A 15,993-nucleotide genomic window follows, 5' to 3' on the forward strand; every position below is an offset into this window, starting at 1 on the left:
CGTCAGAACCACGTCGTCACGACGTCGACCACACGCCGGTCCGCGTCCAGGACCGGGATGACCCGCCACTTGTCGAACGCCGTGCACGGGTGCGAGATGCCGAGCTCGAGCACGTCGCCCGGGTGGAGCGGGTCGGCCTCGGCGCCGGCCTCGAGGAACGCGTGCTGGTCGTTGGTGCGCGTGACCGTCCAACCGGCCTTGTCGAGCACGACCGGCAGACCGGCGTCGTAGGGGACGTCGCGCTTGCCGGCGCCGACGAGCGCCAGGCCGTCGGTCGGCGTCGACAGGACCTGCGCCCAGAGGCGCAGCGCGGGGTGCAGGCTCCCGGTGATCCTGGTGAAGGGCGTCGACGCGACGTAGGTGCCGTGGTCGTGCGTGACGTACGACCCGGACCGCAGGATCGTCCGACCGCCGGGGAACGGCCGGAGCTCGGCCGCGACCGCGTCGAAGTACGCCGACCCGCCCGCGGACAGGACGACCTCGCCGTCGATGAACGGCCGCAGCTCGTCGGCGAAGGCGCGGACCTCCGCCAGGAAGGCGCGAGCCTCGTTGAGGGTGGCGCAGCCGCCCTCGTAGGCGCTCACTCCTCGCAGCGACACCGTGTCGGTGGCGGCGATCGCCTGGGTGACCGCCATCGCCTGCTCGCGCGACCGCACCCCTGTCCGGTCGTACCCGACCTCGAGCAGCACCGTCACGGGACCGCCCGCAGCAGCCGCCAGGGCGACACCCTCGACCGAGTCGACGTAGAAGAGGATCTCGGCGTCGTCACATCCGGCGATCCAGCGCAGGACGGTCGGGTCGACGACCTCGTTGGCGACCAGGATCCGTCGGACCCCGAGCTCGTACGCGGTGAGCAGCTGGTTGCCGGTGGCGACCGTCATGCCCCACGCCCCGGCGGCGAGCTGCGCCGCGAAGATCTCGGGCGACATCGTCGTCTTGCCGTGCGGCGCGAAGTCGAGGCCGCGGTCGCGGGTCCAGCCGGCCATCTCCGCGATGTTGTGTGCGAGAGCGTCGGCGTCGAGGGTCAGTACCGGGAACGTCAGCGAGCCGTCCTCGAGGGTGTGACCTGCCGCCGTGAACGCGTCGGCCGTCACCGGCTCCGGCTGCCAGAAGCCCTTCGTCGTGGGGCCGATCAGCGTGGTCGGGACGTGGACGGTCATGCCTCAGAACCTAGCCTCGCCGCCCCTTGCCGCTCGAGGCTCACGGAGGCGTCGCCGTCGTGGCGACGACGCACCGGCCGAGCTCGCGATCGAGGGAGTCGTGCTCCGCCGCGGTGACCCACAGCCCGTACGCGGCCTTCACGCGGATCTGCCGCAGCGCGTAGATGCACCGGTACCCCTTGTTGGGCGGGAGCCACGTGGCCGCGTCGGCTGCACCCTTGTCCTGGTTGGCGGGTCCGTCGACCGCGAGGAGGTTGGCCGGGTCGTTCGCGAAGGCGAGGCGCTTCTGCGGCGACCACTGCTGTGCGCCCGTCTCCCAGGCGTCGGCGAGGGCGACGACGTGGTCGATCTGGACGTCGGCCGAGTCGGGGCCGCGGACGAACGTCTCGCGCGTCCCCGTGTACGGCTCGTCCAGCGTCCCGGCGAGGACCGTGCAGTCGTCGTCCTGCGTGCGTTGCGCGACGAGGTCGCGAGCGAGGACGTCGTTGCGGGTGTCGCAGCCGTTCCTGTCGACGTCCGCCCAGGCCTGACCGAAGGCCTCGCGCGAGTACCCGTCGCTCGACGCGCGCTCTCGCACCTGGAGCCGGCGCAGGTCCTCGCGTCCGTCGGCCAGATCCTTCGCAGCCACCGGATACCTGGCCGCGGTGCGCGCGTCGGTCCAGGCCGGAGCGCCGGCGCCGACCGCCACGCACAGCGCCAGCACGACGACCCACGGCCACACCCGTCTCATACGGCGACGGTGGCAGGTCCGCCGCGGCGCATCCTTGGCCGCGCACCGAGTCACGGTTCGGACGGGTTGTGGTCAGGTCGCTTGACTTAGAGCGCACTCTAAGGCGGACGGTAGGTGACATGACGATTTCCACACGCACCATAGGCAGCAGCTCGGCAGCGCTCACCGTCTCGGCCCTCGGGCTGGGCTGCATGGGCATGTCCGACTTCTACGGCACGCGCTCGGAGGCAGGATCGGCCGACGAGCGGGAGTCGATCGCGACCATCCGCAGGGCCCTCGACCTCGGGGTGACCTTCCTCGACACGGCGGACATGTACGGGCCGCACACCAACGAGCGCCTCGTCGGCCAGGCGATCGAGGGTCGTCGCGACGAGGTCGTGCTGGCGACCAAGTTCGGCGTCGTCCGGGATCCGGACAACCCGCAGGTGCGCGGCATCAACGGTCGACCGGAGTACGTGCGCCAGGCCGTGGACGGCAGCCTGAAGCGTCTCGGCACCGACCGCATCGACCTCTACTACCAGCACCGTGTCGACCCGTCCGTCCCGATCGAGGAGACGGTCGGTGCGATGGCCGAGCTCGTGGCCGCCGGAAAGGTGCGGTTCCTCGGCCTGTCCGAGGCAGGTCCGGACACCATCCGGCGCGCGCACGCGGTGCATCCGATCACGGCAGTGGAGACCGAGTACTCGCTCTGGACCCGAGATGTCGAAGCCGAGATCCTGCCGACCCTGCGAGAGCTCGGCATCGGTCTGGTGCCCTACTCGCCGCTCGGTCGTGGCTTCCTCACCGGGACGATCACCACGACCGACACGCTCGACGACGCCGACTTCCGGCGCGCGAACCCGCGGTTCGTGGGCGCGGCGCTGGATGCCAACCAGGTGATCGTCGAGAAGATCCGAGCGCTCGCGGAGGTCAAGCACGTCACGCCGGCGCAGCTCGCGCTCGCGTGGGTCCTGGCCCAGGGCGCTGACGTCGTGCCGATCCCCGGCACGCGCCGAGTCGCACGGATCGAGGAGAACGCCGCCGCGACGCAGGTCCCGCTGACCGACGAGGAGCTGGCGACCCTGAACGACCTCGGCACCGCGACGGGCGACCGGTACGCGGACATGTCGACGATCAACCGCTGAGGCATGATCGGACCATGAGCCTGCTTGCCGAACGGTGGAGCATCGCGGAGGCGGCGGAAGCCACCGGCCTGACCGCCCACACGCTGCGCTACTACGAGCGAGACGGCCTCCTTTTGGGGTCGGTGGACCGCGCGTCGTCGGGTCATCGTCAGTACTCGGACCAGGACCTCAGCTGGATCCGGATGGTGACGCGGCTGCGGTCGACCGGGATGTCGATCCGTGACGTGCGCATGTACGCGGACCTGGTGCGCGCGGGCGACGGGAACGAGGCTGCTCGTCTCGAGCTCCTGCGCGCGCACCGGGACCGCGTGCGCGAGCAGCTGCGCCAGGTGGCGGCACACCTCGACGCGATCGAGTTCAAGATCGACCTCTACGAGTCGAAGGTGGGCACCGACTCGGTAGCCGGTGCCTTGTCCGGCGACGTCACCGGAAGCGAACGGGTGAGGGCGCTCTGAGGCGCGATCGTCGGGTCGTCGCGGGTGCGGCGGTCCTCGTGGTGGTCGCGGGCCTCGCCGTGGGGAGCAACCCGGTGGGTGACGCGCTGTACGCGGTGCTCGTCTACGTGCTCGTGATCGGTGTGGTGCCGGCGGTGAGCAGCCGGGTGGCCGCGGCGGTCGCGTTCGCTGTCTGCGCGGCTCTCGAGCTGCTGCAGCTGACAGGTCTGTCGGCAACGGTCGTCGAGCAGGTGCCCGCTGCGCGCTACGTGCTCGGCACGACCTTCAACGCGCCGGACCTGCTCGCCTACGCGGCCGGGGTCCTCCTGGCAGCGGGCGTCGACGCGCTGGTCCGGCGGTCGGCCGGGCGACGAGCACCTAGTCCGTCGGTGTCAGGACGAACACCGGGATGAGACGGTCGGTCTTCTTCTGGTAGTCCGCGTACGCCGGCCACACCTCGAGCGCGTGACCCCACCACTCGTCGCGCTCGGCGCCCGACGCCTCGTGCGCGATGTAGTCGCGTTTGACCGCGCCGTCCTGCAGCTCGACATGCGGGTGCGCCACGAGGTTCCGGTACCAGGCGGGGTGCTCGGGCGCGCCGCCCTTCGAGGCGACGACCGCGTACCTGCCCTCATGCTCGACGCGCATGAGCGCGGTCTTGCGCAGCTTGCCGCTGCTCGCGCCGACCGACGTCAGGACGATCACGGGCTTGCCCTGCAGGAGGTTCCCCTTGCGACCGTCGGTGGACTCGAAGAGCTCGGCCTGCTTGCGGGCCCACGCGGAGGTGCTCGGGGCGTACTCACCAGAAAGAGGCATGACCACCGGAACGGCTCCGCGGGCTCTCAGATTCCCCAGGCCGACGAGCCCTACTCGGCTGGCTCGTCGGACGGGACGTGCTCGGTGGTGGTGCGAGGCATGGCGGCCGACGCGACGACCATCGCGACCGCGACGCCGAGGACCACGACGAACGCCAGGGTCACCGCCGAGCCGAACTGCTCCGGCGCCTGCTGAGGGTTCTGCCCGTTCATCTTGGCGTTGACCACGGCGCCGAGGACCGCGACGCCGACGGCGCTGCCCATCGACCGGGAGAACAGGTTGGCACCGGTCACCACCGCCCGGTCACCCCACCCGACGCTGGACTGCGCCGCGATCAGGGTGGGCGACGAGGTCAGGCCCAGACCCGCTCCGACGACGAAGCACGACAGGCCGACGCCGATGACGGTCGGGTCGGTGGACACCCAGACGAGCGCCGCGACGCCGAGGACCGCGATGCACGACCCGACGAGGGCGGTCGCGCGGAACCCGAACCGCAGGTACAGCCGTCCGGACTGGGAGGCGCTGATCGGCCAGCCGATGGTCAGGGCGGCTAGTGCCAGACCTGAGGTCAGGGGTGACACGTGCAGCAGCGCCTCCAGGAACGACGGCACGTAGGAGGTGAGGCCGATCAGGATCACGCCCACCGCGACGGCGATGAGCGAGGCGGCCAGCAGCAGCCGTCGGGTGAACACCCACAGGGGAAGGACGGGTTCCGCGGCCGTCTTCTCCACACGGACGAACGCCAGGAACAGCACGGTCCCGACGACGAACGCGCCGATGCTCTGCGGTGAGGACCACGCCCACGCGTTGCCACCCTCCAGCAGACCGAGGATCAGCAGGCTCATCGACACGGTGAGCAGCGCGCCGCCGGTCCAGTCGATGCGGTGCGGCTTGTGCTCGACCGTCTCGTGCAGGTGCCGGATCAGCAGCCACGCGGCCGCGGCGCACACGGGGACGTTGACGAAGAAGATCCACCGCCAGATGCCCAACGACGAGAACACGCCACCGAGGGTCGGCCCGACGACCGACGAGACCGCCCAGACGCTCGCGATGTACCCCTGCACCTTTGCGCGCTCGGCGACCGTGTAGATGTCACCGGCGATCGTGATCGCCATGGGCTGCACGGCGCCCGCGCCCAGACCCTGGACGGCCCGGAACGCGATGAGCGCCGGCATGCTCCACGCGAACCCGCAGAGGACGGAGCCCGCGAGGAACAGCGCGATGCCGAGCAGCACGACGGGTTTGCGCCCCACCGTGTCGGCGAGCTTGGAGTAGATGGGGACGCTCACGGCCTGGGTGAGCAGGTAGATCGAGAACAGCCACGGGAAGCTGCTGAACCCGCCGAGCTCGCCCACGATCGTCGGCACAGCCGTCGCGAGAATGGTCGCGTCGATCGCGACCAGGCCGGTGGTGACCATGATCGCGATGAGGATCGGGCCGCGGTCGGAGCGGAACCCGACCCCGGAGGCGGTGGCGGTGCTGGTCAGGGCGCTCTCCTCGTCGTCGGTCCACCTCAACACCACGCGCGGCGACGCATTCCGGCCGACCGGCTGGTGGACGTCCTCCTAGTCTGGTCCGCATGGCGACGGAGTACCCGATGACCGGCTTCCTCGTGCGTGACCACCGGGTGGAGGTGCCGGTCGACTGGTCGGCGCCGGAGCGGTTCGGGTCGATCGAGGTGTTCGCGCGCGAGCTCGTGGACCCGACCAAGGCGTCTGAGGACCTCCCGCTGCTCGTGTTCCTGCAGGGCGGACCCGGACACGCGGGCCCGCGGCCGCTCGCCGGCGGATGGACCGCAGGCCTCCTCGAGAGGTTCCGGGTGGTGCTGCTCGACCAGCGCGGCACAGGTCGTTCCTCGCGCGTCGACGGGCACGCGATCGAGCGTCTCGGTGACGCCGCCACGGCCGCCGAGTACCTCGCGTGCTTCCGGGGCGACGCCATCGTGGCGGACTCCGAGCACGTGCGCGCCACGGTCTTCGGTGGCCGCAGGTGGGCGACCCTGGGCCAGTCGTACGGCGGCTTCCTCACGCTGACCTACCTGTCGAAGCACCCCGAGGCGCTGACGATGTGCCTGGTCACCGGTGGTCTGCCGCCCGCGACGGCCACAGCCGCCCAGGTCTACGCGGCCACCTACCGTCGGCAGGTCGCGCGCAACCGGGAGTTCGCACGGCGGTTCCCGGACGACGTCGAGACGCTCGGGTCGATCGCGGACGTGCTGGCGGACGGCGACGTCGTGCTGCCCGACGGCGACCCGTTCACGGTCGGGCGACTGCAGATGCTCGGCATGCCGTTCGGCATGAGCACCGGGCTCGACCAGCTGCACTGGCAGCTCGACACGGCACTCGACCGCGACGGGTCGCTGTCGGCGGGGTTCCTGTCCGTCGTCGGCCACCAGACCGCGTTCGACGCCGACCCCTTGTACGCGGCACTGCACGAGGCGATCTACCACCAGGGGTCCGTCCCGGGCGGCTGGGCGGCCGCGCAGGAGCAGGCGAACCGGCCTGCGTTCGCCGCCGACGCGAGGCCGCTCCAGCTCACAGGGGAGGTGATCCTGCCGTGGATGTTCGACGAGATACGCGCGCTGCGGCCGTTCCGGGGCGCGGTCGACGCGCTCCTCGAGCGGACGGAGTGGCCCCTGCTCTACGACCTGAACCGGTTGGCGTCCAACGAGGTGCCTGTCGCAGCGGTCCAGTACTACGACGACCCGTACGTCGACCTGGACCTCGCGCTCGCCACCGAGATCGGCAGCTCACAGGTCTGGATCACCAACGAGTACCTGCACGACGGGCTGCGCGTGGCAGGCGACGAGATCCTGCCGAAGCTCGTCGACCTGGCCACGGGCAAGGCCGGCGTGACCGGCCGCTGACGCGTCAGGGGCGCTGGCCACCGCCGTCGCCCGCCGGCGGCGGGCCGCCCCGCATACCACCACCCGGGCCGCCCCCCATGCCGGAGACCGCCTCGCCGGCGACGCCGGTCGTCACGACCGTCGACCCGTCCGACGACCCCGCCGGGGCGAGACCGCCGACGGTCTCACCGCTGACCGAGCCGCCCGTCGCGGCGGAGTACGTCTGGCCGGACTCCAGCGATGCAGAGGAGTAGACCACCGAGCTGAACTCCTTGGTGGACTCGAACGCGGCGAGCGCGCTGCCGTCAGCGTCGAGGACGTGGACCACGGTCCCGGCGGGCTGGGCCGACTCGAAGGTGAACGCCACGAACGACTGCGCAGACGTGTCTGCGGGGGTCATCGCCATACCGGAGGCGCCCGCAGCGAGGATCGTCCCGCCCGAGACGTCGAAGGTGCTGTCCACGTCGAGAGCGCCGTTCCCGTCATTGGTCGGTCCGTTCACGACGGCCGTCCCGCCGGTCATGGTGAGGAAGCCGTTGGCGTCGAGGCCGTCGCCGCCGGAGTCCACGACGAGCGTGCCGCCGGTGATCGTGAGGCCGACCGACGCGTCGGCCGAGGCGGCGGCGCCAGGCTGCTGCTCACCACCGCCACCGTCCGAGGCGTTCACGCCGTCGTCCTGGGTGACCATGCTGACCGAGCCGCCGGAGACCGTGATCAGCGCGGACTCGAGACCCTCGTAGGCCTGCGTGATGTCGACCGTGCCGTCGGAGATGTCGAGGGTCGCGTCCGCGTGGATGCCGTCGTCGTCCGATGCCAACGTCAGCGTGCCCCCGCTGACGGACACCGCGCCCGTCGAGTGGATGGCGTCGTCCGCGGTGTCGACCCAGCTCGTGCCGCCGCCGATCACCACGGACACCTCGGCGCTCAGCCCCTTGGCGTCCTCGGATGCGGCGTCGCCCGTGGTGACGGACAGCGTGCCGTCGGCCACGATCACGTCCGTCGCGGCCGAGATGCCGTCGTCGCCTGCCGAGATCGTTACGTCGCCGCCGCCGACCGAGACGTAGCCGAGGGCCGCGTCGTCGACGTTGTCGGACGTGAGCCCGTCGCCACCCGCCGTGACCCGGAGCGTCCCTCCTTCGACGACCAGGTCGTCCTTGCCGCGGATGCCGTCGTCGACCGCATCTACCGTGATCGTGCCGCTGACGACGACCAGACCGTCCTTGCTGGCGATGCCGTCGTTCATGTTGCCGTCGACGCTCAGGGAGCCGTCGCCGGTGATCCACAGGTCGGCGGTGCTGAACAGCGCTGCGCTGGCCCCGTCGGTGTCCGCGTAGTCGGTGGCGTCGGACAGGTGGTTGTCCCCGGTGAGCTGCACCACGACCTGCTGGGCGTCGAGCACCTGCAGCGGTGACGTGGTCGAGGAGATGAGGGAGGCGTCGTCGAGAACCAGCGTCACGATGCCCTCGTCGGCCGTGTTCACCACGACGCTCCCGTCCGGCAGCGTCCCGGAGATCCGGTACGTCCCGGCCGCGGTGATGGTGATCGTGCTGCCGTCCGCCGAGTAACCGTCGCCGCTCGCCGGGTTGCCGAGGTCGATCTCGACCTCGTCACCGGTGGAGGTGGGCGTCTTGGCGGGAGCCGTGTTGGCGGCCATCGCCTCGGTGACGCTCTGGCCCGCGACGGCGACGGAGGTGCTGCCGTCGCCCGTCGACGGGTCAGCAGCGGCGTCGGCCGCGGATGAGCAACCGGCCAGCACGGCCGCCACGGCAGCGGCGGAGACGAGGAACGTGGGGTGTCGCATGGGAGGCTCCTAGCGGGTGACGTGCCGGTCGAGGACACGGCGCCACGGGGTCGAGGGGAGGTCGGGGTCGAGGGCAGCCATGCCGGTGCCGTACTTGGAGATCCGTACGGGTCGGTGGCCGTGCCGCCACAGGAGGCGATCCGTGGAGGAGGGGGTCGAGCCGGTCTTGGTCTCGACGACGACCACGCCCTCGACCGCCCGCGACAGGCCCGAACGTGCTGACGTCCACACCAGGCCGGTGTCGATCGTCGTCCGGCTGCCGGTGGTCGGCAGGTAGAGCGTCGTGCGTCGGTACGTGCTGGTCAGCGCCGGGGTCAGACCGTCGGGCGAGCCGTCGAGAACCTCGTCGGCGAACCGCAGACCCTCGTCGGTCAGGATCGAACGGTCCGACGGGTCGTACGGCAGACGGGTCTTGACGGTGCAGCCGCGCGGGCCACGGGTCTTGACCTCGACCCAGCACAGGTCCGAGTCGACGTAGGTGCGGGTGCGGACCTTGAACCGTCGCCGTCGGCGCCGGGCGGCCCCGAGGTAGCTGGCCAGGTCCTCGGTGTCGAAGTAGACGGACTCGTACGCGAAGTCGCGCTCGTCGCCGATCTGCAGGACGCGGGCGCCGCTCTCCATGCCGCGCAGGAGCGCGTCGAGCGCGGCCTCCGGGATCACGTACTTGCGGTCGAACCGCGTCTGCAGCGAAGCCCGCTCCGTCAGCTCGCCGAGGTCGATCGGGCTCAGGTGGTCCAGCGCGGCGGTCATCGGCCGGCCGGGCGGGTGAGGATCGCGTTGTCGGCGACCCGGTCGTCGCGTCCCGTCCAGCCGGCGCCCGGGACGTTCGGGGCGCGGTCGGTCAGCTCGTAGCGGACGTCCACCACCGTCGTGTCGTTGACCAGGTCGACCCGCTGCGTGATCACGGTGTGCACCCGCGCCCCGAGCAGCCGGTCGAGGTGGTCGACGAGTGCGACCTCGTCGGTGATCGCCGAGTCGAGCACCATCGTCTGCTGGCGGTAGCGCCGCAGCATCCGCGGGTGGTCGACGACCGCCATCACGCCGACGACCAGGGCCATCAGAGCGGAGGACAGCACGACCGACGTGGCGCCGAGTCCGCCCAGGAGCCCGATCGCGAGCGCCGAGAAGTAGTACGCGACCTCGTGCTGGCTCAGCTCGGTGGACCGTAGACGGATGATCGACAGGACGCCGAAGAGGCCCAGCCCGACCCCCGCACCGACCGTGCTGTTGGCCAGTGCCGCGGAGACCGCAACCACCCCGATGTTCACGCCGAGGTAGGCGACGACGAGGTCGCGGCGCCCGTGCCGCGGGAGGTAGACCCCGAACGCGAGGACGCCGATGGCGAGGAGATCGAGCGCAAGCAGCGCGTACTGAGACATGGGGAGCCTTCCCGTGGTTGGTGAGGGCTCCATTCAGGCGACTCGTGCTGTGTGGTCCCTGTGGGCAGGCTGAGCCGCGGGCGTGCAGCCTCACACCGGGAATCTCTCCGGGCGGTGGGCGGCTCGTGGGAAAGTACGTCAGTCGTTTCCTGCACCACACTCCTGGGGGCTCACATGCGCATGTCTCGTCGTCTTCTCGTCGTCCCGGTCGCACTGACGCTCGCGGGCTCTCTCGCAGCGTGCGGTGGGGAGTCGTCGCCGTCGCCGTCGTCGACAGCGGACCAGTCCGCTGCTCAGCAGTCCGTCGAGCCCGCACCCGTCGAGCAGGCGGCGTTCGTGCTCTCGGCCGACAACTTCGCCGAGCTCGGCGAGCAGGCGTCCGCCGCCAAGTCGTACACGCTGACCACCAGCATCGGCGCCGAGGGTCAGGCGCTCGAGATGTCCGGCGTGGTCAACGGCGCTGACGCGCAGATCACCGAGACCGTGCCGGGGCTCGACGCCCCGATCGAGATCCGCCTCGTGGACGGCGTCGTCTACGTCAACCTCGGACCGGCCACCGGTGGCCTGTTCTGGCAGGTCGACCCCAACGACACCAACCCGCTAGCCGCGTCGATGTCGGGGGCGACCGAGCAGACCAGCGTCGCCGAGAGCGTCGCCGCGTTGCAGCCCGCGATCGTGAGCGTGACGCCCGTCGGCGACCCCGAGCAGATCGACGGGGTCTCCGCGCAGGGGTACGAGGTGGTGGTCGACACCACGAAGGTGACCGGCCCGTCCGGTGCTCAGCTGGCCGAGGCCGAGGCCCAGGGTGTCGATGTACCGGACCAGATCACCTACACGTACTGGGTGGGCACCGACAAGCTGCCCCGCAAGATGTCGATGGACCTCATGGGCACCACGACCGAGATGCTGTTCTCCAACTGGGGCGGCGCGGTCACGGTCGAGGCGCCCGCAGCCGACCAGATCACGACGACGGGTCCGTCGCTCTGACCGTGGACCTTCACCTGGCCTGAGGGGCGCAGTCAGCTCCTCAGGCCGGGGACCAGCCCAGCGCCGGTGCGACGCTCGTCGCGACGTTCTCCAGGATCCGGCGGCTCATCGCGTGCGTCGCGTTCGCCGGCAGGACGATGTCGAGGCCCGTGGCCTCTGCCAGCGCTACGTCCCGGGACAGGCTCGCGACCACCTGGTCCGGGGTGCCGTGATGGGTGGGGCTGAACACGCCGAACCCGTTCGGCGGGCGACCGGTCGCGTCGAACCGTCCCGCGTACCAGGCGATGTACCCGGCGAACAGGTCGTCGTCCTGCGGCGTGACGCTCGGCAGCACGATGCGGCCCGCCACCGCACGCGGCGTCCGGCCGGGCACGTCGAACGCGGCCTTGTACGCAAGGATCTGGTCGCGCTGCGTCTCCTCGAACGACCGCCCGTCGTCCTCGCTGTTCAGCGTCGACACCAGCAGGTCCATCCCCTGCTCGGCGGTGCGCACCGCGGTCGCCCGCGAGCCCGGTCCGTACCAGACGCGGTCGCCAAGACCCGGGCTGTGCGGCCGCACGACGAGTGCCGTCCCGGGCGGTGCGATTGGGAACCCAGTGTCCGGCGCGACGGCCACGGGTTCCCCCGCGATCGCGGCACGAAGGCGTGCGATCCGGTGCTGGGACTCGTCGTCGAACGAGCGCTCGGTGGTCCCGTAGACACCGTCCAGGATCTCCGCCGCAGGCTTGATCCCACCCGCGACGCCGAGCTCCAGCCGCCCGCCGGACAGCAGGTCGACGGTCGCTGCGTCCTCCGCGACCGTGATCGGGTCCGCGTACCGCATGGGCAGCACGGCCGTCCCGAACCGGATGCGGTCCGTCGCCTGCGCGATCGCTGCGAACAGTGGGAACGGCGAGGAGAGGAACGGCTCCAGGTGCCGCACGCGCACCCAGCCGGTGTCGTAGCCCAGATCCTCTGCGAACCGGAACAGGTCGATCGCGTCCTTCAGGGACTGCGCGGCGTCGGCCGGGTCGTCGTAGGGGACGAACGTCAGGAAGCTCAGCTCGAGTCGGGGGCTCACGCGCGCAGGGTACGGCCAGTGCGCCCTGGAGATCACCTCGGTCCGATGCTGTCTCAGCGTGTGCGCGGCCGTCAGCCCACCGGGGTCGGGATCCAGGGCGTCCGCACCTCGGAGACGCGGGCCAGGATGCCGTCCAGCACCGCGACTCGGTCGAACTGGAGGGCGTGGGCGCGGGCGCGGTGCTCCCATGACGCGCGCTCGTCGGCGGACATCGACAGCACGCGGTCGAGGGCGTCGGCGATCGCGGACGGCGACTCGACGGGGACGATCACCGCGCAGTCCCCGACAGCCTCGCCGATGCCCCCGGTGTCGGTCGTGATGACGGGTCCGCCGCCGGCGAGCATCTTCTCGACGAGTGCGATCCCGAACGTCTCGACGAACTCGGGCCGCGGCTTGCTGGGCAGCACGTAGGCGGCGGAACCGGCCATGAGGTGCGACTTCTCGGCGTCGTCGACGTCGTCGAGGAACGTGATCCGGTCCGCAGCCGGCGAGGCCGCCGCCAACGAGCGCAGGCGGGCTGCGTCGGGTCCGTTCCCAGCGATCACGAGCCTCAAGGACGCGGCGCGCGCACTCGACGCGAAGCCCGCGATGAGGTCGTCGACCCCCTTGGCGTGCGCGAGCCGGGACAGGAACAGGACGTACCCGTCGCGTGTGAGCCCTCGCGACTCCAGCACCGTGGAGGGCGGGAGGTTCAGGTAGGAGCCGACGTCGACGGCCGGGTAGGAGACGGTGACGCGCTCGCGGCACTGGGCGGCGAACGTCGTCCCGTGCTTGGCGTCGATCGCGGCGGCCTCGCTGGTGATCAGGTGGCGCGTGTAGTCGGAGACTGCGAGGCACACGTCGTGCTCGAGGTAGCTCGACAGGACGTGAGCGGCCGCGCCGAACTGGTCGTTCTCGACGCAGGCTCGGACGACGTTGGTGACGTCGGAACCGACCGCCTCCGCCACGGACACCACGTTCACCGGCAGGCCCGTGCTCCGTGCGACGCGCACCGCGTCGGCGATCGCGAGCGAGTGCGGCGACAAGTACAACGACATGGCCACCGTCGGTACACCGTCGGTGAAGAGCTCGACGAGGCGCCCGGTGATGCCGGCGAGCCAGCGCCCGTCCGGCACCTTGTAGTCGCCGACGGGCTCGGGCCGCTCGACGGTGATGCCGGGGCTGTAGGGCAGGACCCCGTCGAGCGGCTTGAGCGGCAGACCGGTGGCCTGGAGGCGCTCGATGGTCCACGTGATGATGCGGACGTCATCGAAACCGCGGTCCAGCGCAGCCTCCGCGAGGTTACGGGCCTCGCCCGAGTGCCCGCAGATCACCGGGTCGGCGCGAACCACGATGACGAGCCTGCGCCGTGGTGTGGTCATCGGGGGCTCCTCAGCGTCGACAGGGTGGTGGGGCCGGTGGTCGGGTAGGACGGCAGGGTCGTGCTGACGGACGGCGGTCGGACCGTGGTGCCCCAGTCGGACGGTGTCGGCCCGAGAGCGATGAGCAGACGTCCGCCGCGGTGCAGCTCGGCGCCGGTGAGCCAGGTGCGCTCCAGCCGCTCGCCGTCGAGGTGAACGGACTGTACGTACTGGGTGGGGCCGCCGGGTGTCGGTTCGGTGAACCCTTGGGTCTCGATGTTCAGGGTCCGGTCGCCCACCTCGATGCTCGCCTCACGCCAGGCCGGGGCGTTGACCAGGCAGAGGTTCTGGCCGGCGACCGGGAACAGTCCGAGCGATGCCCACACGTACCAGGAGGACAGCCCGCCGGAGTCGTCGTTCCCGGGCAGACCGCCGCGGCCCACGGCGAACTGGTTCTGCACGATCGCCTGCACGACCTCGGCGGTGCGGTCGGGCCGGCCGGCGTACTGGTACGCCCAGGGGGCCTCCATGTCGGGCTCGTTGTTCAGACCTTCGAACCGGTTGAGCGCGTAGCCGGAGGCCATCTCCTCGACACCCGGCCGCCGCCCAGGTTGGACGACCGCCGGGGCTCCGTAGCCGAAGAACTGGTCGAGCTGCTCGACGAACGCGTCGTCGCCGCCCGAGAGCTTGATCCGCGCGGCCATGTCGTGGAGGAGCCGGAACGAGTAGTTCCAGCGCCCACCCTCGTAGAACGTCGAGTCCTGCAGGAGCCCGGTCGAGGTGTCGTAGGCGTTGACCCACTGCGCGGCGAGCGGTGCGAACTGCTCGACGAGAGCCTGGTCGCCCACGTGCGCCGCGACCTGCGAGGTGCACCAGTAGCCGAACGCGATGTCGAGCGTGTGGCTGATCGGGTGCGCGACGCCGTTGAACAAGAAGTCCTCGCCGTAGGTCCGGCGCAGGTCGTTGTGCATGTGGACGAGCGCCCCGTCCCAGTCCATCCCCGGGATCCCGAGCTGGCAGAGGTCGGACAGGAACGTGTGCGCGAGTGCGGAGGCCTGCCGGCTGAACCGGTCGGCACCGCGCGCCATCCGGTACCCGATGGGGAAGTTGCCCTCCTCCTCGGCGATCGACAGGAGTGCCTGCGCGAGCTCCATGGCCTTGTCCGGCAGGAGCATCGCGAGCAGCGGCAGCTGTGTCCGGTAGATGTCCCACATGGTCGCGATGTCGAACGCGAAGGGGCCGTCGGTCGGCCAGTACGGGCTCTCCCCAGGCGCCAGGCACGGCTTGATGAGGGAGTGGTAGAGGGCGGTCGAGAACACGGTCTGCTTGTCGGTTGACGGGGTGTCGATGCGGATCTTGCCCAGGGTCGAGCGCCAGACCTCGGCAGTCTCGACCCGCCTCGCCGCAAAGCTCGACGGACCCGGACCGCACTCGTTCTCCAGGTTGGCGCGGGCCTGGTCCACCCCGCGCAGCGAGAACCCGAACCGCAGCTCGACCACCTGCCCGGGCTCCGACGGACCGGCCCACATGAGCCCGAACGGGCGCAGCGTCGTCGGGCGGATGTGGTCGAAGTCCAGACGGGTGCCGCCGGGCATGAGCCGCCGGTCGTACCAGAGCATCTGGCGCCAGCGCGGGTCGTCGCACTCCACGTGCACCGCGAGCGGCGCACCCTCGACGACGATCTGGCCTTGCGCGACCCCGGGCCCGATCGAGTGCAGATGGGCCCGCAGGGGGACCGTGCGGCCGTAGGGGATCGCGAGTCCGCCCAGCGAGAAGTCGATGACCAGCCTCGCGTCGCGGTGCGCCGGGAACGTGTACCGGTGGACGGCCGACTTGGGCCCCACCGTGATCTCGGCGCGGATGCCGCTGTCGAGCGTCGCCGAGTAGTAGCCAGGCTCCGCCACCTCGTCGACGACGTCCCACAGCTGGCCCAGGTCGTCGAGGGGCTGCAGCATCGGGGTCACGCGGAAGTAGTTGTAGTACTTGCGGATCGCGCCCGTGCCGGACTGCTGGAAGTGCGTGAAGCCGCTGGCTCGGACGGTCTCGTGGATCGGGTTCGGCAGGCCCTCCGTGCCCAGGTCGTAGCGGCCGTACCCCGTGGGGTAGCCGCCCGAGTACGCGCACGCACTGACCATGCCGAGCGGGTAGGTGGCGCCCGGATGCGTGTTGCCGACCTGCGGCTTGGGCCACCACCACGTCGTCGCGAGGCCGTGCTGCTCGGGCAGGCTCGTGGCCTCCGTGCCGATGAACGGATCGACTCGCTCGAACATCGCAACCGCTCCCGTCACTCGTGCAGCCGCCTCTCGGCGGCCGGTGC

At 71.0% G+C, this 15,993-nt stretch carries 15 protein-coding genes; 5 read left to right on the forward strand and 10 right to left on the reverse strand.

What is annotated here, in order from left to right; translation table 11 throughout:
• Positions 1-2: 2 nt before the first annotated feature.
• Together N553_RS0107350 and N553_RS21590 are read right to left on the reverse strand one after the other, a co-directional pair.
• Complete coding sequence (locus N553_RS0107350; protein WP_034620801.1) at positions 3-1,160, reverse strand: alanine racemase; 1,158 nt, start codon at positions 1,158-1,160, stop codon at positions 3-5.
• 40 nt (positions 1,161-1,200) lie between these two features.
• Positions 1,201-1,890, reverse strand: a complete 690-nt coding sequence (locus N553_RS21590) for an HNH endonuclease family protein (protein WP_051639889.1) — start codon at positions 1,888-1,890, stop codon at positions 1,201-1,203.
• A 125-nt stretch (positions 1,891-2,015) separates the two neighbouring features.
• On the opposite strand from N553_RS21590, the gene N553_RS0107360 reads away from it, so the two are divergent.
• The 3 genes from N553_RS0107360 to N553_RS21600 all read left to right on the forward strand — a co-directional run bounded on the left by N553_RS0107360 (position 2,016) and on the right by N553_RS21600 (position 3,861).
• On the forward strand, positions 2,016-3,014 hold the full coding sequence (locus N553_RS0107360; RefSeq protein ID WP_369796692.1) for an aldo/keto reductase: 999 nt from the start codon (positions 2,016-2,018) through the stop codon (positions 3,012-3,014).
• A gap of 14 nt (positions 3,015-3,028) precedes the next feature.
• A complete protein-coding gene (locus tag N553_RS21595; protein WP_051639890.1) occupies positions 3,029-3,469 on the forward strand; it encodes a MerR family transcriptional regulator in 441 nt (146 codons plus the stop codon).
• 74 nt (positions 3,470-3,543) lie between these two features.
• A complete protein-coding gene (locus tag N553_RS21600; RefSeq protein ID WP_197029939.1) occupies positions 3,544-3,861 on the forward strand; it encodes a DUF2809 domain-containing protein in 318 nt (105 codons plus the stop codon).
• Here the strand turns inward: N553_RS21600 and N553_RS0107375 are convergent.
• Both N553_RS0107375 and N553_RS0107380 read right to left on the reverse strand, forming a co-directional pair.
• On the reverse strand, positions 3,827-4,264 hold the full coding sequence (locus tag N553_RS0107375; RefSeq protein ID WP_028045992.1) for a nitroreductase family deazaflavin-dependent oxidoreductase: 438 nt from the start codon (positions 4,262-4,264) through the stop codon (positions 3,827-3,829). The two genes, N553_RS21600 and N553_RS0107375, sit on opposite strands and share 35 nt — an antisense overlap.
• Before the next feature lie 50 nt (positions 4,265-4,314).
• Complete coding sequence (locus tag N553_RS0107380; protein ID WP_081844478.1) at positions 4,315-5,682, reverse strand: MFS transporter; 1,368 nt, start codon at positions 5,680-5,682, stop codon at positions 4,315-4,317.
• A gap of 161 nt (positions 5,683-5,843) precedes the next feature.
• On the opposite strand from N553_RS0107380, the gene N553_RS0107385 reads away from it, so the two are divergent.
• Positions 5,844-7,130 carry an alpha/beta fold hydrolase gene (locus tag N553_RS0107385; protein WP_028045994.1) on the forward strand — a complete coding sequence of 429 codons (1,287 nt, stop codon included), beginning with the start codon at positions 5,844-5,846 and terminating at the stop codon, positions 7,128-7,130.
• 4 nt (positions 7,131-7,134) lie between these two features.
• Here the strand turns inward: N553_RS0107385 and N553_RS0107390 are convergent, their stop codons facing one another.
• The 3 genes from N553_RS0107390 to N553_RS21605 are packed head-to-tail and all read right to left on the reverse strand — an operon-like array spanning position 7,135 to position 10,289.
• Positions 7,135-8,910 (reverse strand): carbohydrate-binding domain-containing protein, encoded by a 1,776-nt coding sequence (locus tag N553_RS0107390; protein ID WP_028045995.1) that lies wholly within the window; start codon positions 8,908-8,910, stop codon positions 7,135-7,137.
• Positions 8,911-8,919: 9 nt separating this feature from the next.
• On the reverse strand, positions 8,920-9,660 hold the full coding sequence (locus N553_RS0107395) for a polyphosphate polymerase domain-containing protein (protein WP_028045996.1): 741 nt from the start codon (positions 9,658-9,660) through the stop codon (positions 8,920-8,922).
• Positions 9,657-10,289, reverse strand: coding sequence for a DUF4956 domain-containing protein (locus N553_RS21605; protein ID WP_051639891.1), 633 nt, complete (start codon positions 10,287-10,289; stop codon positions 9,657-9,659). Before N553_RS21605 ends, N553_RS0107395 begins: the two co-directional genes overlap by 4 nt.
• A gap of 180 nt (positions 10,290-10,469) precedes the next feature.
• Here N553_RS21605 and N553_RS0107405 point away from each other — a divergent pair, with 180 nt between their 5' ends.
• Complete coding sequence (locus N553_RS0107405; RefSeq protein WP_231505185.1) at positions 10,470-11,276, forward strand: hypothetical protein; 807 nt, start codon at positions 10,470-10,472, stop codon at positions 11,274-11,276.
• A 40-nt stretch (positions 11,277-11,316) separates the two neighbouring features.
• Here the strand turns inward: N553_RS0107405 and N553_RS21610 are convergent, their stop codons facing one another.
• The 3 genes from N553_RS21610 to N553_RS0107420 form a co-directional block, all read right to left on the reverse strand.
• The gene (locus N553_RS21610; RefSeq protein ID WP_197029941.1) at positions 11,317-12,336 is read right to left on the reverse strand and encodes an LLM class flavin-dependent oxidoreductase; all 1,020 of its coding nucleotides are present in this window, start codon (positions 12,334-12,336) and stop codon (positions 11,317-11,319) included.
• Positions 12,337-12,407: 71 nt separating this feature from the next.
• Complete coding sequence (locus N553_RS0107415) at positions 12,408-13,697, reverse strand: glycosyltransferase (protein ID WP_028045998.1); 1,290 nt, start codon at positions 13,695-13,697, stop codon at positions 12,408-12,410.
• On the reverse strand, positions 13,694-15,946 hold the full coding sequence (locus N553_RS0107420; RefSeq protein ID WP_028045999.1) for a glycoside hydrolase domain-containing protein: 2,253 nt from the start codon (positions 15,944-15,946) through the stop codon (positions 13,694-13,696). Before N553_RS0107420 ends, N553_RS0107415 begins: the two co-directional genes overlap by 4 nt.
• Positions 15,947-15,993 lie beyond the last annotated feature (47 nt).

This window comes from Cellulomonas sp. URHE0023 (assembly GCF_000688475.1).
Taxonomy (GTDB): domain Bacteria; phylum Actinomycetota; class Actinomycetes; order Actinomycetales; family Cellulomonadaceae; genus Cellulomonas.

Excerpts from the sequence above, each read along its gene's own strand:
- N553_RS0107350 (WP_034620801.1), bottom strand. The coding sequence starts at position 1,160 with ATGACCGTCCACGTCCCGACCACGCTGATCGGCCCCACGACGAAGGGC.
- N553_RS21590 (WP_051639889.1), bottom strand. The coding sequence starts at position 1,890 with ATGAGACGGGTGTGGCCGTGGGTCGTCGTGCTGGCGCTGTGCGTGGCG.
- N553_RS21595 (WP_051639890.1), top strand. The coding sequence starts at position 3,029 with ATGAGCCTGCTTGCCGAACGGTGGAGCATCGCGGAGGCGGCGGAAGCC.
- N553_RS0107375 (WP_028045992.1), bottom strand. The coding sequence starts at position 4,264 with ATGCCTCTTTCTGGTGAGTACGCCCCGAGCACCTCCGCGTGGGCCCGC.
- N553_RS0107380 (WP_081844478.1), bottom strand. The coding sequence starts at position 5,682 with ATGGTCACCACCGGCCTGGTCGCGATCGACGCGACCATTCTCGCGACG.
- N553_RS0107385 (WP_028045994.1), top strand. The coding sequence starts at position 5,844 with ATGGCGACGGAGTACCCGATGACCGGCTTCCTCGTGCGTGACCACCGG.
- N553_RS0107390 (WP_028045995.1), bottom strand. The coding sequence starts at position 8,910 with ATGCGACACCCCACGTTCCTCGTCTCCGCCGCTGCCGTGGCGGCCGTG.
- N553_RS0107395 (WP_028045996.1), bottom strand. The coding sequence starts at position 9,660 with ATGACCGCCGCGCTGGACCACCTGAGCCCGATCGACCTCGGCGAGCTG.
- N553_RS21605 (WP_051639891.1), bottom strand. The coding sequence starts at position 10,289 with ATGTCTCAGTACGCGCTGCTTGCGCTCGATCTCCTCGCCATCGGCGTC.
- N553_RS0107405 (WP_231505185.1), top strand. The coding sequence starts at position 10,470 with ATGTCTCGTCGTCTTCTCGTCGTCCCGGTCGCACTGACGCTCGCGGGC.
- N553_RS0107415 (WP_028045998.1), bottom strand. The coding sequence starts at position 13,697 with ATGACCACACCACGGCGCAGGCTCGTCATCGTGGTTCGCGCCGACCCG.
- N553_RS0107420 (WP_028045999.1), bottom strand. The coding sequence starts at position 15,946 with ATGTTCGAGCGAGTCGATCCGTTCATCGGCACGGAGGCCACGAGCCTG.